This is a genomic window from Flavobacterium tistrianum, assembly GCF_003254545.1.
Taxonomy (GTDB): Bacteria; Bacteroidota; Bacteroidia; order Flavobacteriales; family Flavobacteriaceae; genus Flavobacterium; species Flavobacterium tistrianum.
Genome location: NZ_QJRH01000073.1, coordinates 287,229 through 312,029, shown reverse-complemented (window position 1 = coordinate 312,029; position 24,801 = coordinate 287,229). Strand labels below are relative to the sequence as shown.

The following is a 24,801-nucleotide window of genomic DNA, read 5'->3' as shown; positions in this document are numbered from 1 at the left end:
TAAAACGCTTGTTTTTAAATTATCTGCTTAGGAGAAATGCCATATAGTTTTTTAAACGCATAGGAGAAATGAGATAAGTTTTCGAAACCTACTTCGAGATATACATCGATTGGTTTTTTCTTTTTTTCTGCCAATTGATAATAAGCCAATTCAAGTCTTTTATGAGTAAGCCATTTTTGAGGAGTGGTATTAAAATGCTTCTTGAAATCCCTATTGAATGTTGATAAACTGCGTCCGGTAAGATAGCCCAGTTTTTCTAAAGGCATGTTAAACATAAAATTCCGTTCCATAAAACCAATTAGATCGATTTTACCGGGTTGATCAAAATTAGCGAGTACATTGTCAACCGTTTTGTCAATTTCTCTCAAAATGCTCAAAGCTTCAGTTATTTTTAAAGAAGCCAAATCTTCTGAGAAATTGCTTTTTAAATCAAAATAAGGCACAAGTGAAGCTAGACAGCTTTCTAATAAAGGGTGATTATTAAAACTATAAATTTTGTTTTCAGGTATCAGGCTTTTTATAAGCTCGATATTCTGATAAAAGTTTTTTAGCCGTTCAACAGAAAGATGCATCACAACCGTTTTGTGTGGTTCTCCGTTTGAAGGATAATTAATTATCGTTGCAAGTTGGTTTCTTGGTATTAAGAAGATATCTCCTTTCTTAAAAAGAAAGGAGACATCATACTGTATAATTTTTGTTTCTCCAGAAATAAACCAGATTAACATATGATCATCAAACATGATATCTGATTTGAAGAATTTGTCCTCATAGCAGGAAAGTTTAATTTCTGGAGTTAAATATCTTGATACGTGATCCATAACTAATTGATTAATTTATCTTTCATGTCTGTCATGCCAGGATTTATGATTACAAAGATAGAAAGTATCATTTCTTTTTCTTTAAAACCCATATTAGTTTACTGATTTTAAAGACACACCTGTCATTTGCTCACTTAAATTCCATAATTTTTTAGCATTGCTTTTGTCGAGAGAATAGGGGTGAACACCATATATTCCGATACTTTCTTCAGATGCTAATGACGCAATATCTCCATCTTCGCAATAAACTCCTCCAATATTGTCAAGTAAAGAACTTGTGGCGCACCATACAGTTGTTGTCGCGCCCTGCGGTATCGATTTTAATCTTGCAGCAACTTCAGGAACCATATTGCCGTCTGCATCTAAGAAACCCATTTTTTGAAATAATTCCAATGATGCTTCTCTTGCTAATTCTGTTCCTCCAATTGAACCGGGATGAAGCGAGTAAGCCCTTATATTGTATGCTTTTATACGATTATCAAGTTCAAGAGAAAATAAATTGCAAGCTGTTTTTGACTGTCCGTAAGCTTGTAAAGTTTCATATTCGCGATGAAGAAAATTAGGATCTTCAAAGTTGAAGGGTGACATATGGTGTCCAAGTGAAGAGACATTAATAACTCTTGCACCATTTGCCTTTTTAAGTGCAGGAAACAGCTTTAATGTTAGATGAAATTGCCCTAAGTAATTTGTAGCCAGTTGAGATTCGATTCCACGGCCGTCTCTCCGTAAAGGAACCCACATAATTCCAGCATTATTTATAAGTAAATGCAAAGCTCTGCCTGATGAGATAAATTTATCTGCAAAAGCAGTAATAGATTCAGGATCAATAATATCCATTGCTTCTATTTCTACATTTTTAATGCCCTTCAAGTTGTTTTTAGCTTTTTCAATGTCTCTTGCCGCTACGATTACTGTCGCACCAGCATTTGCAAGTGTTTTAGTGGTTTCTAGACCTATGCCTGCATTTCCGCCCGTTACAATTACATTTTTTCCCTCAAGACTAATTCCTTTGATTACATCATTTGTTGTTGACAATGCATTAAACCCTGAATTAAGCGGTTGTTGTAACGCTCCTTGATAATTGTTTAGTATCATTTTTAATTATTAAAAGTTATGATGCAAAGTAAGGCACACTTTGAAGCCTTGATTTTGTTTAAAAAGTCAATTTACTTTGTTCAAAATGTCATTCAAATTCGATTACAAAGCTGATAATAGATTTAAATTTAAAAAAATGGTCTAAAAAATATTGTAAAACAAATCTTATTTAGCTTTTGTTAAGTGTTTTATAGACAAGATTGTATGTTTTCTTTTAATGTGGCATTATAAGAAAAAACTTCGTTATTTAATTTGTTCTTGTAAAAAATGGCTTTGTTTTGAATTTTATCAAATATAATCTGCTTATAGTCGGTCATATTTGTTTAATTGCTAATTCTAACTAGGTTGTTAAAATAAAACAAAAAAAGAGCTAAATTTAATCGAATATTTTTATTGTCTAACTTATCTAGTTGTTTATGAATGGATTAGGTTTGGTGATTAGTATCTTATTTATAGCTATAACAGCTTATCTGCTTGTGAAAAAATTCAACCCGCAGGCAGTTCTTCTTTTTGCTGGCATCTTAATGATTGTCTTTGCATCTCTATTAAATTATAAAGTTAATCCTGTAGCGCAGCCAACAGGAATTTTCGCATTTGATTTATTTAAGCGTTTGCAGGAATCATTATCCGACAAAACAGCTAATGTTGGACTCATGATTATGACAATTGGCGGATTTGTTGCTTATATGAAAGCAATTGGCGCTAGCAATGCATTGGTTCATGTAGCTGTAAAGCCACTTGGCATTTTTAAAAAATATCCTTATCTCGCAGCTTCTATAGTTATACCTATCGGTCAGGTTCTTTTCATCTGTACGCCATCAGCAACAGGGCTAGGTTTATTATTGGTTGCATCATTTTTTCCAATACTAGTTTCGTTAGGCGTAAGCAGGGTTTCTGCCGTAGCAGTAATTTCTGCCTGTACCGTATTTGATATGGGACCGGCATCTGCTAATACTGCTCGAGCTTCGCAGCTACTGGATATGCATAATGTAGAGTACTTTATTAAGTATCAGCTGCCATTGGTAATTCCGATGACTACACTCTTGATGATTATCTATTTTTTTGTAAATAAACATTATGATCAAAAATTACCAAAAGAACAGTATGCAGATTATAATCCTGATGAAATTGTTTTGAAAACGCCTTTGATTTATGCAGTATTGCCCATTTTTCCCTTATTGCTTTTAATTCTATTTTCTCCAATTATAAATATTTTCACTAAACCTGTTCATCTCGATACCACAACGGCAATGCTAATATCTCTGGCAGTTACAATGGTAATGGAAATAGTGAGGCTTAGAAATGTAAAGGAAGTTTTTGGATCACTTAAAATATTTTGGGAAGGTATGGGAAAAGTCTTTGCATCTGTCGTTACGCTGATTGTCTGTGCAGAAATATTCGCCAACGGATTAATTTCGCTTGGATTTATTGATAGTCTTACCAATGTTTCTATGAGTTTAGGGCTTGGAATTGTGGGTATTGGAATATTAATGACCATTATAATTTTCTTGGCCTCTGTGCTTATGGGGAGCGGTAATGCTTCTTTCTTTTCTTTTTCGCCATTAGTGCCAGGAATTGCAGCCAAATTTAATACTTCAGCAGCAGGAATTATTCTGCCTATGCAGCTTTCTTCAAGCATGGGAAGAGCTGTTTCGCCTATTGCGGGCGTAATAGTCGGTATTGCCAAAATAGCTGATGTTCAGCCAATGGATCTTGCAAAACGCAATGCAATTCCCATGTCAATAGGCTTATTGTTTATGCTCGTATTTCATTATTTTATTTAAAAATTAAGTAAAGATGTTTAAACTAATAAAAAATTCAGTCTTATATGCTCCTGAATCCTTAGGAAAGAAAGATATTTTAATCTGTGGAGAAAAAATAGCGCTAGTTAGCGATAATATAAGCCTGAATCTCCCTGATCTTGAGATTATTGATGCAAACGGAAAAATGGTAACTCCAGGATTTATAGACCAGCATGTACATATTACAGGTGCAGGGGGCAAGCATGGTTTTCATTCGCTTACACCAGAAATTGCCCTATCTGAGTTTATTAGCTGTGGAACAACAACAGTAGTTGGGTTGCTAGGTACTGATGGAGCTACAAAAAATTTGAAAGCGCTTTACGCTAAGACCAAAGCGCTAGATAACGAAGGAATTACGGCTTATATGCTTACCAGTTATTTTGGTCTTCCTCCAATTACGATGATGGGTTCAGTCTTAGATGATATGCTGTTTATAGATAAAGTATTAGGATGCAAAGTAGCTATCAGTGATGAACGTTCGTCTTTTCCGACAGCTAAAGAACTGCTGGCAATTTTAAAAGATGTTCATGTTGGCGGTTTGACATCGGGTAAAAAGGGAATTATGCATGTACATCTTGGAGCGCTCAAAACAAACATGCAGCTACTGCTTGATTTGGTAGAACAATATGATTTTCCCATTAGAAATATATCTCCAACTCATGTCGGCAGAACGGCACCTTTATTTGAAGAAGCTATTCGTTTTGCAAAACTAGGAGGAATGATTGATATAACTACAGGCGGAACCAAATTTGATGAGCCTTACAAGCAAGTTCTTTATGCTCTAAAAAAAGGTGTTCCGATGGAGAATATGACTTTCAGCAGTGATGGCAATGCTGGTCTGGGAGTAAATGACAAAGACGGTAATCTTATTGGCTTCAAAAAAGCACCGATTGATCTGAATTTAAAACAGGTGCAAAAACTCGTAAAAGAAGCTAATATGCCGATAGGACAAGCTATTCAATTGGTAACATCGGGGCCAGCTCGCAATCTATCACTCAAAAATAAGGGAAGTGTTTTTGTAGGAGGCGACGCCGATTTATGCCTGTTTGATTCCAATTTTAATTTGACCGACGTCATAGCTCGAGGAAGAGTGATGATGAAGGAAGGAGAAATTATAGTTCGCGGAAGTTTTGAAAAGAAAGATTAGATAAATATGAAAATAAAACTATTCTTATTGCTGTTATTCTTCTCAAACTGCTACTTTGCAATAGCACAGGAAGATGACGAACTGGAAATTAAAAATGATATGGACTCTGAACAGGCATCTCAAAATCGAGACATGTCTGAAGCCATGCGCTTGAAAAAGGGTTATGCATTGGGTGATGGACTTACTCTAGAGTCTGCTAGCACCTGGCTTAACTTTACGCAAAGCTTGCAGTTATTGGCCGGAGTGAGTTCTACTGATAATTTTGATTCTTACAGTTCAGAATTTAATATTCGAAGAGCTAGATTTAACTTCAGAGGAACCTTATTTAATGAAAAAGTCTATGTAAGGCTCCGTATAAATCTAGTTGGAAACTATCAAAGTACAACCACTGGATCGCGTTCTTATAATAATACTTTGCAGGATGCGCTAGTAGAATACAGACCCAGTCCCAATCATCGTATCAATTTTGGAGTACGTGCCAATTATGACGATTCGCGTGAAGCTAGGATAGAAGGAGAATCGCTTGGGTTTATTGAAAGAAGTGCCATATCTACAGCTTTTGATCCGATATTTGATTATGGAATTCGATATTATGGAATATATCGTTTCGGAGGAAATGTTCTAAAACCATATGTTTCTATTACAACAGGAGACGGAACTTCTGCATTACAAAAGAATTACGGCGGATTTAAGTATGGCATTAGACTAGATTATCTGCCTTTTGGAACTTTCAGCAAAGGAGGCGAATATTTTATGGACGATTTAGTGCATGAACGTGTTCCGAAACTAATCATTGGTCCAACCTTTAGTTACAATGACGGTATTAGTTCGGCAAAAGGAACTAATGGAGGAAGATATATTTATGGTGATGCTGCGCAAAATGAGCTTCTTCCTGATTTACTGAAAACAGGAATAGATTATATGTTCAAATATCGTGGGTGGTATTCTCTAGGCGAATATGTTTATACTCATGCTAAAGTGCCATCGGGTATTGCAGGAGAGTTTAATACAAGCGGAAAATTTACGCCTTATACTGGCCAAACTCCAGAACAGATAAAAAATACTGTGCTTAGTCGATTAAATGTAGGAAGCGGTTTTAATGTGCAGGCAGGATATTGTTTTAATTCATTTGCCTTATCTGGCAGGTATTCTTATATCGAGAACGACCCTAATGCGGCCAATTTTGCAGATATGAATCGTTATTACAGTTGTGTTGGAACCTTTTATTTTAGCGGACATAATTTAAAATTGCAGACAGAAGTTGGTTATCAGGAATACAAAGACATGTTAAAAACACCTGATGTAAAGGGGAATATATATGGTCAAATAATGTTTACTCTTCAATTATAGCGAAATGAAAAAGTCACTATTAATTATCATGTTTACAATCTGTTTTGTTCCAATAATGAAAGGACAGACAGAAGATATTTATCAGAAATATTTTCCTGATCCGACAATTGATATGCCTGTGCCAATAACAAGAGGCAATCCTGTATTCAATTATTTTACGAAATATAAAGATGTACTTTCTTTTATAAACGAATTAGCAGCCAAATATCCAGATATAATAACGGTTAGTTCGATTGGAACAACTCAAAAAGGAAAAAATCAGCCCATGATTTTACTGACACGTAAAAGTAAAACCGCAGATCAAGATAAATTGAGAGTTACTTTTATCGGAGGTATTCATGGAAATGAGCCCTTATCAACTGACGGAATGCTGTATTTAATGTATTTGGTAACGCATGATCCTTCAAATTTGGCTTTGCTGGATAATATGATTCTTCAAGTAGTGCCAATGGTAAATGCAGACGGGAGAACTGCAGAGACGAGAGCAAGCAATAACAGTATCGATTTAAATAGGGATCTTACTATTCTCAATGCTAAAGAAAGTACAAATCTAAAACTAGCAATTAACAAATTTGATCCTCATGTCGTGGTCGATTTTCATGAATTCTCGCCAGCAAGATTAGATTTTAAGGAATTAAATGACTGTTATACTTCCGCATACGACATTCTGTTTCTTTATACAGGAAATCTAAATGTAGATCCAGCAATTCGTGATGTAATAAAAACTGTATTTGTAGAGCCTACAAAATCTTTTTTAACAGATAAAGGCAGAAGGGTAGCTGATTATTGCACCACATTTATGAAAGACAATGAAGTCTGGCTAAATATAGGAGGTATTGCTTCTCGTTCAAGTGCAACAAATTATGCATTACAAAATAGGATTTCAATGTTAATGGAAATTCGAGGATTATCAGAAAAAGAAAAATCGGCAAAAAGAAGAATCGAAACAGCAGCTCTCACAGGATTGTCTTACCTAAAAATAGCACACGATCATGAATCGGAAATAAAAGAGGCTATTAAAACCGCTAATAAGAATGCTATAGAAGCAACACGAGTTTCGGTAAGTACTTCAAAACCCGAAACAATTAAAAGGAATTATCACTTTGTAGATAAATGTAAAGTTTCTGATACAACCATTGTTTTTAATGCTAATTACAATGTAAATCAGTCACCTGTTATTACTCGACCAAAACCTGGTGCATTTATAATCTTTCCAGCATCGGAGAAAGTAAAAAAAGTGCTTGAAGTATCTGGTGTTTCGGTGAAAGTGATAAAACAGCCTTTTCAGTTTAACAAAATACAACAATACGCTGTAAATGAAAAAGGGCAGATCAATATTGTAGAAGGAGCAGTTTCTATACCAGAAGAGGCTCTAGTTATAGACTCGCAGCAGCCTATGAGCAATGTGATAGCAGACCTTATGGAGCCTGAAGGAGCAAATTCTTTATATGCAAACAACATTATCAGAAAAAAAAATAAAGAAAATATGATTCCGATATATCGTATATCTCGTGAACAATTATCTCAATTATCCACTAAATAATAACAGTATGAAATTAAAATATACCCTGTTTATATTTTGCACATTAGCAGTTGCATTTCAATCGTTACGTGCGCAAGTGTCTGAGGTAGGAAAGTCTGACTCAAACGTTCGTTATGTTGCAGGAGAAGGCACATATATTACGCTTAGCAAAAAAGACAAATTTGTTTTTAATATTAATGCCACTTTGCAGCCCGGTTTTCAGTTAAAGAGTGAAGATGTTGAGGATGTTACAACAAATTCTGAACAGCTGTCTCTTAATCTTGTCCGTCTCGGATTGAATTTTTCGGCTTATGATAATAGGCTTACAATGGCTATTTTGTCTGATTTCACTGGAACAACCGGTATATTAGAAGGTTGGATCGGAATAGCCAGCAAGAATAAAAAATACAGACTTGTATTTGGTGAACGACAAACCAACACCAACAATAGGCTCGCAATGGCAGATGAAAGATATGCTTCGATTATGGCGCCAACAATATCTGGAAAATCGAATGACGGAAGTATATACGGCGGTTTAATGCAAAATTTTGTAAGCACCACTAGAGAAGGCGGTTTGTTTTTTGAAACCAATTTCAGTATCAACAAAATGAGGCTCTATCCATCTGTATCGATCACTACAGGAGAGGGACAGGGATTTTTTGATCCTGTGGCTAATTCAGGTTTTAAATACGGAGGAAGAATTGATTTTATGCCTTTAGGTGATTTTATTAAAAACAATGCCTTTATTTCTCAAGATATCTATCATGAACCAAAACCAAAATTCGCTGTAGGAGTTGCAGATAGTTATAATGTCAAAACAAGCAATTCGATTGGTGCTGGCAATGGAACGGTTTCGGGTATTTACGACGAAAATGGTGAAGCCGCTTTTGCAAATTACAATAAGTTCGTTTTGGATTTAATATTCAAGTATAACGGTTTTGCTTTTGTTGGAGAGTACGTTGACGGATCTATTCATGGAAAAGATCTCTTTACAGATACTTCAGCTTCAGTAAGGCTTACGCCAGAGAATGCTTCTGCAAAATATAGTTTAGGAAGCGCTATTAACCTTCAGTCATCTTATGTCACACATGATGGCTGGGCAGTCGAAGGACGCTATTCTTATGTAAAACCTGAGTTTGATGTGGCGACGTCAATAATTCAGACTCAGCATTGGTATACTGTAGGATTTAATAAATATATGATAAATAATGCTTTGAAGTTTGGAATTAATGCAACCTACATTGATCAGAATGGAGCTGGTCAGAACAAAACAACATGGATTAATAACCTTGCGGTACAAATTTCATTTTAAATAGAGAGTTATGAAAGCACTAAAAATAGTAGCGATTGCTTTATTGATGGCAGGATGCGATTCGAATATTGATTTTTCAGGCCCAGCGCCAGAGCCACCGTCACCAGATGAAGGAAAGGATCTTCTTATATCCGAAATAGCAACATTCATTAATACAGATGGAGCTGCGGGCGGAGTTAGAAATCATTATGTCGAATTGTACAATGGTACTGCAAACGCAGCAGATTTGTCAAAATATGCGATTGGCTATCAAGCCACATCAGATGAAAATACACTTACAGACTGGAGTTTTACAAGCAGTGCCAATTATTTATTGCTGACAGGATCATTAGAAAAAGGAAAATGTTACGTTATTGCCTCTCCACAAGCAAATGCAACTGCTGTAAAACGCGATATAGATTGGGGAACTACAAGCAGTGCCAATGCAGATGCAAGCAAACCTTTGCAGTTAAGCGGTAATAGTGGGATTGCGCTTTTGAAAAAAGATGCAGCAGGAAAGTATACGCTAAACGGAGAACCTTATAGCATTATTGATGCCTTTGGAAGTCCAAATGTAGCGCGTGTAGTCTCCGGAGGAAGCAACAGCAGCCGTAACAATTTTATGTGGACTATTGCTGGAGAAACCAAAGATACACGTAATAGAACTATTTGGAGAAAAGGAACTGTAAAAGACCCTAGTCCAGACTGGGGTACGACCAAAGGAACTTCAGCTGGAAATTCTGAATGGATGATTTCAGGCGACAGAGCTTGGGATTACAGCAATCTTGGCCTTAAATCAAATTAATGTTTTATTTATTTGGATTTATATTGAGTAATTTATGAAATCATTTAGTGAATGATTCAAAGAAACTGGCTTGTTTTAGTTACGATTCCATAATTTTGTAATCTACGAAGTCATTAGCTTCTTATATTCTACTATGAGCAATATATTTTCTGACAATAGCCAAATAGGAGTAGTGTCTACTTTTTCTGAACTGGTGCATACCAATTTCAAAGGAGAAATGAATGCTTTATGCTGGCACAGAAATTTGGATGGCGATTTTAAGGAAATTGTTACCAAGCTGTCTTTAAAAGAAAATATCACAGAAGTTACTCCCGAAGATTTAATTGCGCTTCAACTTTCAGAAAAAGGAAATATAGCAAGAGAAATAATCTTGAATGATTTACAACTATTAGCCGATTTAGGAGCTTCGCCTTCGCTTAATTTACTGAAATGCTACGAACGCGATGATGAGTTTGACTTCATTTCAACTGACGTGTATTCGTTTCACGTAGACCGTTCGCCCATTGCAACCGACACTTTTCTATGCACTTATCATGGAGCATCAAGCGATATTGTTGCTAATTCGCAAGTAGAACAAAAAATCTTAATTCCTGAAATTCGAGAAAAGCTAAAAGAACTTCATGATGGAGCAGAAGAGGAGTTTGAAGACTTTTTAAAAGAAAATTATTTTGATCTGCATTATCAGCTTCGTGAAGATGCAGAACCAATTAATTTAGGATTGGGACATCTTTGGCGTCTGGCGGTAGATCATCCAAAACAAGAAGTTTTGCCTTGTGTTCATAGAGCGCCTGTAGAAAATGATGGGGAATATAGATTGTTGTTGATTTGTTGATTTGTTATGAGGCGAAGGCGTGATCTCCCGGATTTGTGCAACTATAGAACTGTACATTAGGCAAATCCTTTTTAAATTCGGCTAGCATTTCTTCTCTAGTTTGTTTTTCTGCAAAACCGCTTTTTTCTCCCTTTTCTATTTTAGCTGTCACAAATTCATAGTATTCTTCTTTCGAACGAGCTTGATTAATCAAATGGTTTATTGCTTCGCTTTTACTGCTAAACTCTTCTGTGTCAACCTGATTTTTTAACCACTCATCATTTGTGGCGGTTAATGATATACTTTGTTGTGTCATAATAACTCATGCTTTAAGTTGGTGCAGAATTTACACCAAAGTTTTAAAATAAAAACATGATTTAGATGAAATAGTTTTTTAATTATAGGAATAATGAAGTAGCCAAATACTATTTCCGTATATTTGAGCTATGAACAAACAGACATCTTTTTCGGTATGTGGAGAAACATTATCGGCTCCAATGCACATTTGCGGTTTTTTCGATTCTAGAGAACAGCAATATGAAGTAATCATTCCTTATATTTTGGAAGGTTTAGAAACCAATGATAAAGTCATAAACATTCTTGAAGGAAACCGCCATAGCGAACATTGCCGTTGTTTGGCAGATAATGGAATCTCTATTGCTGAAAAACTATCAAGCGGTCAACTAGAAGTGCTAGCTTCTGAAAATACTTATATCAATGGCGGTAAATTTGCTGCAGATAAAATGTATGCAACACTCGAACAAACTTTATTGTCGGCATCAAGATCAGGTTATGATAGTGTAAGAGCGTGCGGAGATATGGTTTGGGCTCTCAAGAACCTGCCAGGAACTGATGAACTCTTAGAATATGAAGCTAAATTGAATCTTCTTACGCCACAACATTCAGTTTCACTAATTTGTATGTACGATGTCAACAGTTTCAGCCCTAAAGCACTTGCAGATATTTTGCTTACACATCCTTATGTAATCAAGGACGGAAAAATTAGCAAAAACCCGCATTATATAGAACCTTTAGAATTTCTTTCTAGTCTTTCTTCTCGTGATAGTGCGCTAACATCTTAAGCGGTTATTTTAATTCTAAACTTATCAAAGAGCTTAATGACATTGCCAAATATTTAGATGGCAGTCTAATTGGACGGCTTAAAAATACTACAAAAACAATGTTAAGTATAACAAAACGGATTATTTTTGTTATATTTATGCAAATAAACTGGTTTCCAGCCTTGTAATAGTTTAATTGTTAAAGAAAAAACGGAATTCAGCGCTGATAAAAAAAAGTTAAAAGCATTATTAATTTTAAAGTGGCACAATTCCTGCCTGCAAAAAAATCATTGAATAATCAGAGCGCTTGATCGGTGTTCTAAAAAATTAAAATAAATGAAAAGATTTAAATGTATGTATGTTTTTGTAGTAGTGTTATTATCAACATTTACATATGGTCAGGAAAGTTTAAAAATGTTTGTAAAAGAAAGTAAAGTGCCTTGTACGGGTGTTGGCCCTATGGAATGTCTACAGGTAAAGTATGATAATGACAAAGAATGGCAATTATTTTATGATCATATTGAAGGTTTTAATTTTGAAAAAGGAAACCGATATGAGTTATTGGTAACAAGAACCAAAAGACCACAACCCATTCCGGCTGATGCTTCCGCATACCTGTATAAACTGAAAAGCATAATTTCTAAAACTCCTGTAACTAAGGAAAAAGGAATTTACGATACCAAAATGATTTTAACCCAGTTAAACGGAAAAAAGATAAACAGCGGAAAAGCATTTATCACAATTAACGATGAAACGGGTACAATAAGCGGTAAAAACGGATGTAATAATTTCAACGTAAAATACACGAAGCTTTCTTCAAAAAATCAAATTAAGACTAATTCTCCTATGGGAACTTTGATGGCTTGTGACAAAGAAAGTATGAAATTGGAACAAGATTTTAGCGCTGCAATAACCAATAAAAAGTTCAAAATTGTAAAGAAAAACAATAAAGTGCAGTTTAAAAATGCTAAGAACAAAGTGGTTATGGAATTTTCTATTCCAACTCAAGACCAATTGTGGGCTTTTATTGGTAAAAACAATTGGAAACTAATTGCACTTGAAAATGTTGGACAAGATTACGGAAAAGCTTCTATCAAATTTAATGTAGCAGAAAAGAAAGTAAGCGGAAATACAGGTTGCAACAACTTCGCAGGAACTTATGAAACCAACGGTGATCATATTTCTTTTGATAAAGTAGCAGCTACATTAATGGCATGTATTGGTGAAGAAGGAAATAAAACAGAGCAAAAAATGCTATTTTATTTAAGCAATAAAGACCTGCGTTTTGATGTAGCAGACCAAACGCTTAATTTTTATCTAAACGATAAATTGGTCATGATGTTTGGCATTACAAAATAAATTCAGTTCTGTAAGTCATCTTGAAATAGATGATGATTTATATAAAATGATTAGAAAACCAGTGAAGTTGATTTCACTGTTTTTTTTTTGAATAGAATTATTTTCGCAATTCATAAAAGTTCAACTGAAATGCTGCGCAAATGTCTCCGACTTTGCGCAATTTTTTTTTCTGTTTTAAATCCAACCTTCTCCATAACTACCTGTTTCACGTAACCATGTTTTAGAGCAAGTATTACATAAAAGTGTGTTCCTGCTTGAAAGAGAAAAGCAAAAAATGGATAATAAAAGAATCTTTGCGATCTGAAACCGTTTTTCATCTTTCTTCATTAACAAAAGAAGAATACGAGAATCCGTTTATAGTATTTCAAAAAGCATTCGCAGAAAAAACACTAGAAGAATTTGAATCATTTCTATATCAAATCTTAGAGCTTTCATTGTCTCCACATTCCGCAGATTCTGACCCTGATTTAACGACACCTTATATTCATGTAATAAAAATGCTCGATGCAACAGAATTAATAAGAGAAAGGGGAGTCGAGAAAATCAAGAAAAGAAATCTGATTGATCCTGTAACAGAATAAAACACTAAAGTTTAAGAGAATCTCTTAAACTTTAGTGTTTTCAGATTTTAATCTTTTAACGAGTTTATACCCTTCAAACCATAATACAGATATGGAAGCAATACCAGCAGCTAAACCTAATTCTTTTATAGTAAGTCCAGTGAGATGGAAAAAATCAGAGAAAGGATTAATATACAAAATGGCAGACAACATGATGAGCGTTGAAAAGCTGACGATAGGAAAAAGAATGTTTCTATTTTTAAAGCTTTCAAAAAGGCTATAATGAAAAGAACGGTTTGTAAGGCTCAATAAAATATTTGCGAAAATTAAGGTACTAAAAACCATTGCTCTAGTTTTTTCTTCATTGCCGCCATTTTGAACTGTATGCTGATAAATAAAAAGAACGCCTGCTGTTATCAATACTCCTTGAATAATGCTGATAGAAAGTTCTTTCCAATTAAGAAAAGTATCGGTCATTTTTCTCGGTTTATTTTGCATTGTATTGCGTTCCATAGGCTCATTTTCATATACAATAGAGCAAGTGGGACCCATGACCAGTTCTAAAAAGATAACGTGCACAGGAGTAAATATCTGTGGAAATACCCATCCTAAAAGCAGCGGAAGTGAAACCGTTAGAATAATCGGGATATGAATGGAAATGATATACTGAACCGCTTTTTTGATATTGGCATAAATTCTTCTGCCCGAAGCAATTCCCACAATTAGTTTGTCCAGATCATCATTGGTGATTACCAACGCAGCGGCGGCTTTGGCAATTTCAGTTCCTTTACTGCCCATTGCGACACCTATATGAGCTGCTTTCAGGGCAGGCGAATCGTTTACGCCATCTCCAAGCATGGCAACAACTTCACCTTGCTTTTTCAGCGCATTTACGACAGCGAGTTTGGCATCAGGAAACATTCTTGTAAAAAGTACTTTTTCTTCTGCGGCTTGTAGAAGCTGTTCTTCTGAAAATTCCATAATATCTTTGCCTTCAATCGCTTGAGAAGTCTCTTTTATTCCTGCCTGCAAAGCTATGCTTCTGGTTGTATCGACATTGTCTCCGGTAATTACCTTTACTTTGATTCCCGCATCATAAATATGGTTAAAAACTTCTTGAATACCTTTTTTTGGAGGATCATAGAAAACTACCAATCCAAGAAAATCAAACTTGAAATCCTGCTGTTTTTCTGGAAAATCACTGCCTTCAAAAACTGACTTGGCCACGCCTAGAATTCGAAATCCTTGACTTCCGAGACTTTTAATGATATCACGTACTTTATTTTTTTCATTTTCGCTCAGTGCCGAAACATTCAAAATTGCTTCGGGTGCACCTTTTGCAGCTATAATGCGTTCTTTTTCTGTATTTTCAAAAAGATGCGTCATCATTGGGGGTTTGCCTTCAAGTGGATATTCATGTATCATTTGAAAATCTTTGCGACGGTCGTCTTTTTTAGACTTTTCATACAAACGGTGCAAGGTTTTTTCCATAGGATCAAACGGTACAGGTTCGCTGCTCCACATGGCATAGTCAATAATTGTCGAGAGATCGGGATTGTTAAAATCGTTTTCATCGAAAATTTTATCCGAAGCAAAATTGTAGATATGTTTGAGCTGCATCGTGTTTTCAGTTATGGTCCCCGTTTTATCGGTGCAGATAACTGTTGTGCTGCCCAATGTTTCGACTATGCTGCTTCGTTTTACAATAATGCCTTCACGCATGAGCTTCCAAGCGCCCAGTGCCATGAAGGTTGAAAATGCAACGGGAATTTCTTCGGGTAGAACAGACATTGCCAACGTGAGTCCATTAAGCAGACTGTCCAGAAGACTGCGTGTATGATAATAGCTAATGATGCAGACCATTGCAAAGACAATGATTCCCACAATAGCCATTCCTTTGACAAATCGTCCTATCTGAAGTTGTAAAGGCGATGTTTCTTCTTTTATTTCTGAAATAGAAACGCCAATTTTACCCAGACGGGTTTCTTTTCCGATTTTTTCGACTTTGATTACGGCTAGTCCTGAAACGGCTAGAGTTCCGCTGTAAACTTTATTGTCGTCGCTTTCGCTGCTTTTAAAAACAGAGAGGCTTTCACCAGTAAGAGAGGATTCATTAACAGAAAAATCATTGCTATGCATAATTTCGCCATCAGCATTAATCATCTTTCCTTCTTCAACAATACAAAGATCGCCAACGGTAATTTCGTGGGTAGGAATCTCAATAATTTTTGCGTTGCGGATAACCTTGCTTAATGGTTCATTAAGTTTTTCTAATGCTTCCAAAGCTTTTCGGCTCCGATTGTCCTGATATAACGAAATAGCGGCAACCGCGGCAATAGCAAGAAACATAAAAAGAGCTTCACCATAATCTCCTATAACCAGATAAATAATTGAAATTGCAAACAGCAGCACAAGCATTGGCTCTTTGAGTATATTTATAAGAAGCTCCAGCCATGTATTTTTATCGGCATTGTCTATTTGGTTATAACCATATTTTTTTCTTGAAATGGTTACTTCGCTATCGTTAAGTCCTTTGAGATGTTCAGGTATATTGTAAGCCATAGATACTTTTGGTTAATCGGATACGTGAATTTTTAAGGGATTAAAATTTAGATGTTTAATTCTTGATGGGAATAAAAAATATACTATAAATATAATGAAACTCCCGATATTTCTTACTATTATTTTGAAGCTTTGGAGTTTCTTGACAATTGATAACTATACATACAATTTTGAGTATGGCTTTGTACGATTCCTTTTTTAAACTATCTTCGCTGATTATAGATTTCTGAAAAACATTTAAATCCTTTAAAAACCGAATTTGTGGAAAAAAATCATGAAGCCGCAGGAGACAATCAGCTTAAACGCGGACTAACTAACCGCCATATTCAATTAATTGCCCTTGGCGGATCAATAGGAACGGGTCTTTTCTTGGGTATTGGTCCAGCGGCAGTATTAGCAGGTCCATCTGTTATCTTAGGATATGCTATTGCTGGAATTATCGCCTTTTTTATTATGAGACAGCTTGGTGAAATGGTTGTCGAAGAGCCTGTTTCAGGGAGCTTTAGCTATTTTGCCTATAAATATTGCGGTTCTTTTGCAGGTTTTGCATCAGGTTGGAATTATTGGATTTTATACATTTTAGTTAGCATGGCTGAACTTACAGCCATTGGGGTTTATGTGCAGTTTTGGTGGCCCGAAATTCCGCTTTGGGCATCCAGTTTATTTTTCTTCTTGGTTATTAATGCTTTAAATTTTGCTTCTGTAAAGGTGTATGGAGAGACTGAATTTTGGTTTTCTATCATAAAAGTTGTGGCAATTATTGCTATGATTCTTTTTGGTGCTTATTTGCTAGTAAGTGGAACAGGAGGAGAGCACGCTACGATTCATAATTTATATAACGATGGAGGTTTTTTTCCAAAAGGCTTTTTTGAAAGAACTTCAAATGGCAGTTTTCAAGGTTTATTATCTGCAATGGCTTTAATTATGTTTTCTTTTGGCGGTTTAGAACTAATCGGAATTACTGCAGCTGAGGCAGAAAACCCTGAAAAAAACATTCCAAAAGCAACCAATCAGGTTATTTATAGAATCTTGATATTTTATGTTGGTGCATTGGTAATTTTATTTGCTTTGTCACCTTGGAGACAAATTACTACAGATAGCAGTCCGTTTGTAATGGTTTTTCAGAATCTAAACGGAATGGAGTTTGAACTGTTTGGCAACAAAATATACTTTACACGCCTTATTGCTAATGTGCTTAATCTTATTGTATTAACGGCCGCTTTATCGGTGTATAATAGTAGCGTTTACAGTAACTCACGTATGTTATTTGGCCTAGCTGATCAAGGCAGTGCTCCTAAGTTTTTAAAGAAACTGAACAAACACTCAGTGCCAGTTAATGCCATTTTAATTTCTTCATGTTTTGCGGCGATTTGTATTTTAATAAATAAAGTAATGCCAGAAGAGGCTTTTGGTATTTTAATGTCTTTGGTAGTTTCTTGTTTGGTTATCAACTGGGTTATGATTTCGTACACGCACCTTCAATTTAGACGAGCAAAAGACAGGGAAAATGTAAAAACTAAGTTTGCTTCAATATTTTATCCAATAAGCAATTACATCTGTTTTGTGTTTTTATTGGGTATTTTATCCATCATGTGGATGACGGATATGAAGTTATCTGTGGAATTAATTCCTATCTGGCTAGGTATTCTTTTTATATTTTATAAAGTTTATAAAACGAAAAATAAATAGATCTTTCCTAAACTATTGTACACAGAAACAAAGATTCGACATTAATTGAATAAAAAATGAAACAAAAAAGAACATTTCTAATTTTATGTATAACACTATTTTTTAATTTTAGCTATTCTCAAAATCCTGAAAAGAAAAAACTGGGTGTAATTTTTAATATAAATGGACCTTACAGAATTACAAGACAAGTAATGTCCAATACTATTGAAATTTCAAATGTAGAAAAAAAGGATATGTTTTCTGGTGCTTATAAATTTTTAGAAACAGGAAAAGGAAACCCGACTGAAAGAATAATTGATGCTTATTTAAAAAATTTAGCTTTATTAAATGTTGAAATTATTCAAATAAAAGATACAATTAGTAAGGCAAAAGATCCAATTTTCGTTTGGACAAAACGAGAATACGTAAATGATGATTTAAAAAAAACAAAAGTCAAATACAATTTAGACTATTTGTTTATTGTTGATGGGTATTTTGGAATAGAATTTGAAAAAGCAGGGGTCTTTAATGGAGATAAAAGAACAAATATATTTTTGAATAACGATTTAATAAATCTAGAAACGAACGAAGTAGTTTCAGATTTTAATGTTGGGAATATTAGCAATGTAAAAAAGAAAAATATACTTAGCCCTCCAAATTTTCCAAATTTTGATGAAAGCATTAATAATCTTTTAAATGATAAAGTATTACCCGAAATTGAACGTAAGATTAAACGAAAAATAGTTATTCCTTAGAAAAAGAAAAGACTATAAGTAGGGAGTGATTTTTTTAAATCCGAAGTGTTTAACTGAAAAGTTGCGTAAGTGTATTAGTATTGAGATAGTTTGAAAATTTTATAACAGATTAAATAATTCAATCAATGGAAAATTATAACAAAGACGTTACAGCTTACATTGCAAAAATGGCTGATTTTGCAAAACCTATTTTAAACCATTTGCGAGAAGTAATTTTTAGTGCCTGTCCAGAAGCAGAAGAAAATATTAAATGGGGAACGCCGCATTATTCTTATAAAGGCGATCATTTAGTTATGATGGGCGGTTTTAAACAGCATTGTTCTTTTAGTTTGTATAAAGCTGAATTGATGAAAGATGAGGAGATTCAGGCAAGTGTAAAAGCGGGTAAAAAATTTGGTTATATGGATAAAATCAAGGATTTATCTGAATTGCCAAGCAAAGAAAAATTAACTGCATACATCAAAGAAGCAATGGTTTTTAATGAGAATGGCACGGCTAAACCAAAACAAGTGAAAGAAAAATCTACAGCAGAAGTTGTAGCTCCTAAAGAATTTATAGATGCATTAAAAAAGGATGTTAAAGCGACTGAAATTTTTGAAAGTAAATCGCCATCATTCCGTAAAAATTATATTATTTGGATTGCAGATGCAAAGACAGATGAAACTAGAAATAAAAGAATTACACAATCTCTAGAATGGATTGCAGAAGGAAAAGATAGATTTTGGCAATCTAAGAAATAATTGGAAAAATAGTATTTAGTTTAAAATTATTACACGCATAAAAAAAGAACCGACTGGTTTTGATAGATAGCAGTTTCATAGCGGTGCTCTCACTAAACACCGCTATGAAAAACAGCAGGAAATTTATCCTGATTGGCAAAAACCAGCTTGGCTAATTCATAATTAGCATCTGAGTCCAAAAGCGTATTTTCTATTTCTTTTACTTCGAATGCTGAAGCCATTTTTCCAATTTTTTTGCCTTGTTTGCGAAAAGAAGTACGGGTAAAACCATGAAGAATTCCATTTTCGATTATTGAAAATTGAAATTCATCATTCATTTCCCTTTTTTCGAGATCATAATTTCTCAATTCGTAACGCTGTATACTAAAAACTGAATCAAAGTATTCTCCAGCCACGATTTGATCCATATATTGTTTGATGAAACTATCTAAGGTATAATTTGTTACTAAAGGATTAAAACTCTGAAACTCGATAAAATGTTCGCCCGAAATTTTCTCAAGCGTATAAGCCGTTATCAGATCTGATTTTATGTCCTCGCCAATTAATGATTTTGGTCTGTCAATTATTCTTAATCTGCCATTCCATTTGCAATACTCTTTAACTTCATCTGAGTCGGTGTTAATTACAATACTTTCAAATTGAGTAAATTTCAGTAATTTTTCAATCATATATTGGTACATAGGTATTCCATTAAATGGAAGAAAATTTCTATTAGGCAAAACATGCGGAGGATATTCTTTTTGTATTGGTAATAGTGCAGTTAGATAGAAGTTACTCATAATGTTTTATAAGAGAATTAATAATGACGATTATTTTATGAAACTAATATAGGAAGATGGAACAAATCGGGTTTAGGTAGAAATACTTGATTTGAAAAAAAAAAAAGGTTCTGAAAAAATATTAATAAGGTGTAAAAGTGATATAATCTAAATTCATGTTTCCGTTTTCTACAATATGAAGTGTGAGAAGCTGTTTTCCTTTTTCAAGGGTTATGCTTCCAATATTATCAGAACTGTTCCAATGATGCCATTGTCTCCAAGCTACAGGATCTTTATCGTCATGCGTAGAATTTATTTTCATCTTTCCGGTAGCATCTTTCCCATTGACATCAAAAGAAATTGCACCATCTCCATTGGCAGTGTAGAGAAGTCCTATTTTATATTTCCCAGTCTTTTTTACTTGGACAGTATAGTTGATCCATTCAGTAGGCTGCGTCCAACCTACATAAAGCTGTTCTAGTTTTACAGGAACCTTGCTATAAGGAGTAACATCAATGTTATCTGGTTTGGTATATGAAATATCAACGCCTTCATTAATTCTGAATTCATTCAGAGGATTTCCATTTACAGGATTAAGTTTTCCGCTTCCGTTATTGATGCTGTCCTGATCGAAGTAAGCTATTCCTTGTCCGCCGAGATCATAGAACTCGCATTCTATTTTTCCTGGGATTTCCTGCACTTTATAGGCGCTAGATTCTTTGATAGACTTGTCACTGAAAAAAGAAGTATAAGAGTCAGCAGATAGAAACAAGTAAATACAAGGCAATAGTAATATTTTTTTCATAGCATTTCTACTTGGATTTAATATAAAAATAACATTTTTTCTATATAAAAAATAAATAGAAGTAATTGGAAAAATGACAAATAGAAGACAAATCATACTTCTTTCCTTTTAAATTCTTGCAATGTTAAAAAAATGTACTTTAATTTTATTTTTTGATTTATTCTGTTTTAATTTGACAAAAAGGTAAAATCTTACATAATTATTTTTTAGTATTAAAAGCTTAATGATTTACAACAAAGAAAACTTTCCAAAAATATCTTCTGAACGCAATACAGCAGCTACTGTAACAATTTATATACTGTTTGGACTTTTATGCATCGCAATGCTTGCTTTATTTGTTGGAATTCCTTTGAGCCTCCAGTTGGAGTATAATAGTCCTTTGTCTAACGGAGAATTGATTTTCGACCTTATATATTTTCCTTTACTGCTTTGGGGCGTTTGGGCTCTTTACAAAAATTACCAGCGGCAGAAGGAAAAAAAAGTTGTTTTGATTTCTGTAGATCATAATGGTTTGCATCATCAACAATCTGATGGAACAGTTAAAAGTGTTTTGTACAAGGAAATGGAGAGGAGTGGAGAAAGTTATGTAAATGATATTGATTGGAAAGTCGGAACAAAATATTCTCCTGGGTATATTTTTGGTTTTAAAAACGGTTTAAAAGTTCCCATTCATTTTTCTACAGCTGAAAATGGATTGTCTTATGTACCGAAAAATAAATATCAGCTAACTGGTCATTTTCTGCAGGGCGTTACTTTATTCTGCCCACATTTGAAAATTTCTCCAACAGTTTATACTTCTAATTTTATTAATCCCAAAACTTTTGAGTTTGACAAAAAAGCGCAAAGAATTGCCTATTTTATAGCTTTTATATTAGTTATAATTATTTTGATTGCAGTCGATTTGTTTCTTAAATACACCAAAGGTTTTTCTATACTATTTTAAATCCTATTCAATTACATCATTTTACCCTCTTTTGCATATTCTTTTTTAATTCCTTGAAGGAGATGATTTAAGTTAATGCTTTTGTTTTTATCCTCTAAAGTTCTCAAGCAAGCATATTGAATAATATTGACAATATTAGCGCCCGTAATATCGTATTTTTTTGAAAGTTCTTGAAGATTTACATCTTCAGCAATTTTAATTCCTTTTGGCAGATTATTTTGCCACAATTTCAAACGTTCGCTGTAAGAAGGCACTTCAAACTCAATGATAGATTGAAATCTTCGGGTAAAAGCGCTATCAATATTGGTTTTAAAATTAGAAGCCAAAATCACTAATCCCGGATGATTTTCGATTCGCTGTAATAGATACGAAACTTCCTGATTGGCATATTTATCGTGTGCGTCTCTAACATTGGTTCTTTTTCCGAAAACGGCATCGGCTTCGTCAAAAAACAGAATCCAATCTTTGTCGGTTGCTTTGTCAAAAAGAGAAGAAAGATTTTTTTCGGTTTCGCCAATATATTTGGAAATCACCATAGATAAATCAATTCTATAAACATCTCTGTGAGTGTATTTTCCTAAAAGTGAAGCCGTAAGCGTTTTTCCTGTTCCGGGCGCGCCGTAAAACATCACTCTAAAACCGGGTTTTATTTTGGCTTTCATATTCCATTCGTGAAGCAGAATATCGTTGAATTTAAGCCAAGTTTCTATTTCTTTTATCTGATTTAAAGTATTGGAATTTAAAACCAAATCATCCCAATCTAATTGCGTTTCTATCAATTGTGCAGGGAAAATACTGCTCAATTGTGGTTTTAGGATTTTACCGGTTATGAATTTTTCGATGTATTCGTCTTCTAAAACTAGCAGACCACTCAATTTAGGTTCGCCATTCGGAACAGATTCTATTTTGACAATGCCTTTTTGATAAAGATAAGATTGATTATGTAAGTAATTATAGAATGAAATTCGGTTCTCAAGATTATCCCCAGCAATAAGAAACTGAGCCGTTTCACCTGTTGGCAGAATGCCACGATGATTTTTTGTCTTGATTCCGCCAAATTCAGGAAGTTCACCGCCATTCGGCAAATATTCTGCTATAATGGACGTCAAAAAATCGGGTTTCAAATGTGGAACCAAAGATAATCCTAAGATAAGAATATCAATTTCTGAGAGACTATTCTCGATGATAAATTCATCAATAAAACCATTCGCATCAGTTTGATTCAAAACAGGTTTTTCCGTTGGATTTTCGGCCTGAAAAAGAGTGTCGAGCTGAAATACGAATTGGTTTTTGATATAGGTAAATACATTTTCCATTTGTTATACTAATGATTCGATTGAGAAGAAATCAAGTTTAGATTGTTTATAATTTCTGATTTTGTCCATCACAGCGTTTCCGTTATGAGAACCGCCAGAATTTGTGTTGCCTTCAATGGTCTCGATGGTGTCGGCATGAACAGCAGTTACAATTCCGGTATGAATCCAGTCGTTTGGCGTTTTTTGAAGAAGAAATATATCTCCGGGTTTTATCAAAGCCGAATTGGTTCTGGCAGTTTGATAACGCGTTAATATTTTTTTCTGAAGCCCCGTTGTTCCTACAGTATCACAGCTATAGGTTAGTGGCATTAATGTCTTAAAGTTTTTCCCTTGAATAGAAGCCGCCTGATCTATAATGGACTGAACAAATCCCATGCACCAAAACCATTCTGTTCCTTCGTGTCCATCCATATAGCTTCGAACCCACGGGCCAGTATTGCTTTGGTTATTTATGACAAGTTCAAAGGGCTGATATTTAAGATGATTTTTAGCTGTATTCAGAATTAATTCTCTCAGATTATTTCCAGATATTGGACTTTCAAAAGCTTTTTTGAGTGGTGACGCCAATTTATCAAACAAGCTTTGATCTACATTTCCATTTTGAGGCAAACCATTGAATTTTTGATAATTCAATACAGCCTTTTCTGTCGCAGGACCAAAATCGCCATCGATACCCGTTCCCGTTCCCGAACCAGGATTTTGCATAGCAAATAAATTAAGCCAAGATTGAATTTTTTCGACGTCTTTCTTGTTGTTATTTGCGCCGTTTCTTTGTTGTGTTGCTTTAATAAGTAGCTCTTTTTGGTAGAATGTTTTTTGCATGACTTTAGTGTTTTAAATGTTTTAAAATTATTGTCTCTACAACCTCTCCAGTCTTTATTTTATTTTGGTGGTCAAAATAGCCATAATAAAAAGTTTTCTTTATGTTTTACTAATAGAGATCATATCATTTTTTCTTCTTTAGCATATTCTTTTCGTATTATCTGAAGACTTTTTTTAAGAGTGCTCATATTTTATTTAAGTTTCAAGCTTTCATATTTATTATCAAAACTTTCAAGTTTAAAATCACTAAATATTTCAGGCATTTGTTTTTTAAAACTTTCACTTTCTGGACTTGAGATATCATATAATTTTTCAATGATATACTTTTGCCAATAAAAAAATCCTCTTGCTTCTAATGCTAACTCCATGTAAGAATTAAAATCAATCATTAAATCGATAGTTTCAGATTCTCCATCTCTGTGAAAGAACATTCGATTATTAGCGATGCTGTTTATAAAAATACCGCAATGAGCTTCATCCGTAAATTGATCAATAGGATGGAAATTATAAAGAGGATCGTTATCTGACAGGCTGGGATAAGTACTTTTTATACCTTTTAAAATGTATTCTAATTTTAAAATATTAATTTTTCCCGAAATATTGCTTTGAGAATCTTTTCCCCAACTCATCTCATACCCATTTGATTCTTTAAAAAAAGATAATGTGTTAGGGTCTAATCCTGCTTTTTGTCCTTCTAAAAGGAGGTCATTATTTGCGGAAGAATTAAAATCCTGTTTTTGTTTATTTATTTTTTCGTTTTGGCTAATTTTTAAAAAGGTTAAATCTATTTTGTCAAAAATATTTTCCATGT

General features: G+C 34.2%; 23 protein-coding genes. 14 read left to right on the top strand and 9 right to left on the bottom strand.

Features of this window, described 5'->3' with window-relative positions; all coding sequences use genetic code 11:
* Positions 1-14: 14 nt before the first annotated feature.
* Both DMB71_RS20415 and DMB71_RS20410 read right to left on the bottom strand, forming a co-directional pair.
* Positions 15-818 carry a helix-turn-helix domain-containing protein gene (locus tag DMB71_RS20415; protein WP_111369397.1) on the bottom strand — a complete coding sequence of 268 codons (804 nt, stop codon included), beginning with the start codon at positions 816-818 and terminating at the stop codon, positions 15-17.
* A 93-nt stretch (positions 819-911) separates the two neighbouring features.
* Positions 912-1,913, bottom strand: coding sequence for an SDR family NAD(P)-dependent oxidoreductase (locus tag DMB71_RS20410; protein WP_111369395.1), 1,002 nt, complete (start codon positions 1,911-1,913; stop codon positions 912-914).
* A 416-nt stretch (positions 1,914-2,329) separates the two neighbouring features.
* Between DMB71_RS20410 and dcuC the strand changes: the two genes are divergently transcribed.
* From dcuC to DMB71_RS20375, 7 genes are all read left to right on the top strand, one after another.
* Entirely contained in the window at positions 2,330-3,697 is a 1,368-nt protein-coding gene (gene dcuC / locus DMB71_RS20405) for a C4-dicarboxylate transporter DcuC (RefSeq protein ID WP_111369393.1), read from the top strand.
* A 13-nt stretch (positions 3,698-3,710) separates the two neighbouring features.
* Complete coding sequence (gene iadA / locus DMB71_RS20400; RefSeq protein WP_111369391.1) at positions 3,711-4,862, top strand: beta-aspartyl-peptidase; 1,152 nt, start codon at positions 3,711-3,713, stop codon at positions 4,860-4,862.
* Positions 4,863-4,868: 6 nt separating this feature from the next.
* Entirely contained in the window at positions 4,869-6,212 is a 1,344-nt protein-coding gene (locus tag DMB71_RS20395; RefSeq protein WP_111369389.1) for a porin, read from the top strand.
* 4 nt (positions 6,213-6,216) lie between these two features.
* A complete protein-coding gene (locus DMB71_RS20390) occupies positions 6,217-7,755 on the top strand; it encodes a M14 family zinc carboxypeptidase (RefSeq protein ID WP_111369387.1) in 1,539 nt (512 codons plus the stop codon).
* 7 nt (positions 7,756-7,762) lie between these two features.
* Positions 7,763-9,046: a hypothetical protein gene (locus DMB71_RS20385; RefSeq protein ID WP_162614856.1), complete on the top strand. Its 1,284-nt coding sequence runs from the start codon at positions 7,763-7,765 to the stop codon at positions 9,044-9,046.
* 10 nt (positions 9,047-9,056) lie between these two features.
* Positions 9,057-9,830, top strand: coding sequence for a lamin tail domain-containing protein (locus DMB71_RS20380; protein WP_111369383.1), 774 nt, complete (start codon positions 9,057-9,059; stop codon positions 9,828-9,830).
* A 133-nt stretch (positions 9,831-9,963) separates the two neighbouring features.
* Positions 9,964-10,662 (top strand): DUF1826 domain-containing protein, encoded by a 699-nt coding sequence (locus tag DMB71_RS20375; protein ID WP_111369381.1) that lies wholly within the window; start codon positions 9,964-9,966, stop codon positions 10,660-10,662.
* Between the two features lie 4 nt (positions 10,663-10,666).
* Here DMB71_RS20375 and DMB71_RS20370 read toward each other — a convergent pair whose 3' ends face one another.
* Positions 10,667-10,957, bottom strand: a complete 291-nt coding sequence (locus DMB71_RS20370) for a ribbon-helix-helix domain-containing protein (RefSeq protein WP_111369379.1) — start codon at positions 10,955-10,957, stop codon at positions 10,667-10,669.
* 130 nt (positions 10,958-11,087) lie between these two features.
* Here DMB71_RS20370 and DMB71_RS20365 point away from each other — a divergent pair, with 130 nt between their 5' ends.
* The 3 genes from DMB71_RS20365 (at position 11,088) to DMB71_RS20355 (ending at position 13,642) form a co-directional block, all read left to right on the top strand.
* On the top strand, positions 11,088-11,723 hold the full coding sequence (locus tag DMB71_RS20365; protein ID WP_111369377.1) for an MEDS domain-containing protein: 636 nt from the start codon (positions 11,088-11,090) through the stop codon (positions 11,721-11,723).
* 315 nt (positions 11,724-12,038) lie between these two features.
* A complete protein-coding gene (locus tag DMB71_RS20360) occupies positions 12,039-13,061 on the top strand; it encodes an META domain-containing protein (RefSeq protein ID WP_111369375.1) in 1,023 nt (340 codons plus the stop codon).
* A 254-nt stretch (positions 13,062-13,315) separates the two neighbouring features.
* A complete protein-coding gene (locus DMB71_RS20355) occupies positions 13,316-13,642 on the top strand; it encodes a hypothetical protein (RefSeq protein ID WP_239453007.1) in 327 nt (108 codons plus the stop codon).
* Positions 13,643-13,666: 24 nt separating this feature from the next.
* Here DMB71_RS20355 and DMB71_RS20350 read toward each other — a convergent pair whose 3' ends face one another.
* Positions 13,667-16,183: a cation-translocating P-type ATPase gene (locus tag DMB71_RS20350; protein ID WP_111369373.1), complete on the bottom strand. Its 2,517-nt coding sequence runs from the start codon at positions 16,181-16,183 to the stop codon at positions 13,667-13,669.
* Positions 16,184-16,444: 261 nt separating this feature from the next.
* Here DMB71_RS20350 and DMB71_RS20345 point away from each other — a divergent pair, with 261 nt between their 5' ends.
* The 3 genes from DMB71_RS20345 (at position 16,445) to DMB71_RS20335 (ending at position 19,346) form a co-directional block, all read left to right on the top strand.
* Positions 16,445-17,872 carry an amino acid permease gene (locus tag DMB71_RS20345; RefSeq protein WP_111369371.1) on the top strand — a complete coding sequence of 476 codons (1,428 nt, stop codon included), beginning with the start codon at positions 16,445-16,447 and terminating at the stop codon, positions 17,870-17,872.
* Positions 17,873-17,928: 56 nt separating this feature from the next.
* Positions 17,929-18,606, top strand: coding sequence for a hypothetical protein (locus DMB71_RS20340; RefSeq protein ID WP_111369369.1), 678 nt, complete (start codon positions 17,929-17,931; stop codon positions 18,604-18,606).
* Between the two features lie 125 nt (positions 18,607-18,731).
* The gene (locus tag DMB71_RS20335; protein WP_111369367.1) at positions 18,732-19,346 is read left to right on the top strand and encodes a YdeI/OmpD-associated family protein; all 615 of its coding nucleotides are present in this window, start codon (positions 18,732-18,734) and stop codon (positions 19,344-19,346) included.
* 92 nt (positions 19,347-19,438) lie between these two features.
* On the opposite strand, the gene DMB71_RS20330 is transcribed toward DMB71_RS20335, so the two are convergent.
* Both DMB71_RS20330 and DMB71_RS20325 read right to left on the bottom strand, forming a co-directional pair.
* Positions 19,439-20,125, bottom strand: coding sequence for a cytidylyltransferase domain-containing protein (locus DMB71_RS20330; RefSeq protein ID WP_111369365.1), 687 nt, complete (start codon positions 20,123-20,125; stop codon positions 19,439-19,441).
* Between the two features lie 121 nt (positions 20,126-20,246).
* Positions 20,247-20,909, bottom strand: coding sequence for a delta endotoxin C-terminal domain-containing protein (locus tag DMB71_RS20325; protein WP_111369747.1), 663 nt, complete (start codon positions 20,907-20,909; stop codon positions 20,247-20,249).
* A 223-nt stretch (positions 20,910-21,132) separates the two neighbouring features.
* Here DMB71_RS20325 and DMB71_RS20320 point away from each other — a divergent pair, with 223 nt between their 5' ends.
* Entirely contained in the window at positions 21,133-21,852 is a 720-nt protein-coding gene (locus DMB71_RS20320) for a hypothetical protein (protein ID WP_111369363.1), read from the top strand.
* An 11-nt stretch (positions 21,853-21,863) separates the two neighbouring features.
* On the opposite strand, the gene DMB71_RS20315 is transcribed toward DMB71_RS20320, so the two are convergent.
* From DMB71_RS20315 to DMB71_RS20305, 3 genes are all read right to left on the bottom strand, one after another.
* Positions 21,864-23,168, bottom strand: coding sequence for an ATP-binding protein (locus tag DMB71_RS20315; RefSeq protein ID WP_111369361.1), 1,305 nt, complete (start codon positions 23,166-23,168; stop codon positions 21,864-21,866).
* Between the two features lie 3 nt (positions 23,169-23,171).
* Positions 23,172-23,990: a peptidoglycan-binding protein gene (locus tag DMB71_RS20310; protein ID WP_111369359.1), complete on the bottom strand. Its 819-nt coding sequence runs from the start codon at positions 23,988-23,990 to the stop codon at positions 23,172-23,174.
* Between the two features lie 191 nt (positions 23,991-24,181).
* Positions 24,182-24,799 carry a hypothetical protein gene (locus DMB71_RS20305; protein WP_111369357.1) on the bottom strand — a complete coding sequence of 206 codons (618 nt, stop codon included), beginning with the start codon at positions 24,797-24,799 and terminating at the stop codon, positions 24,182-24,184.
* Positions 24,800-24,801 lie beyond the last annotated feature (2 nt).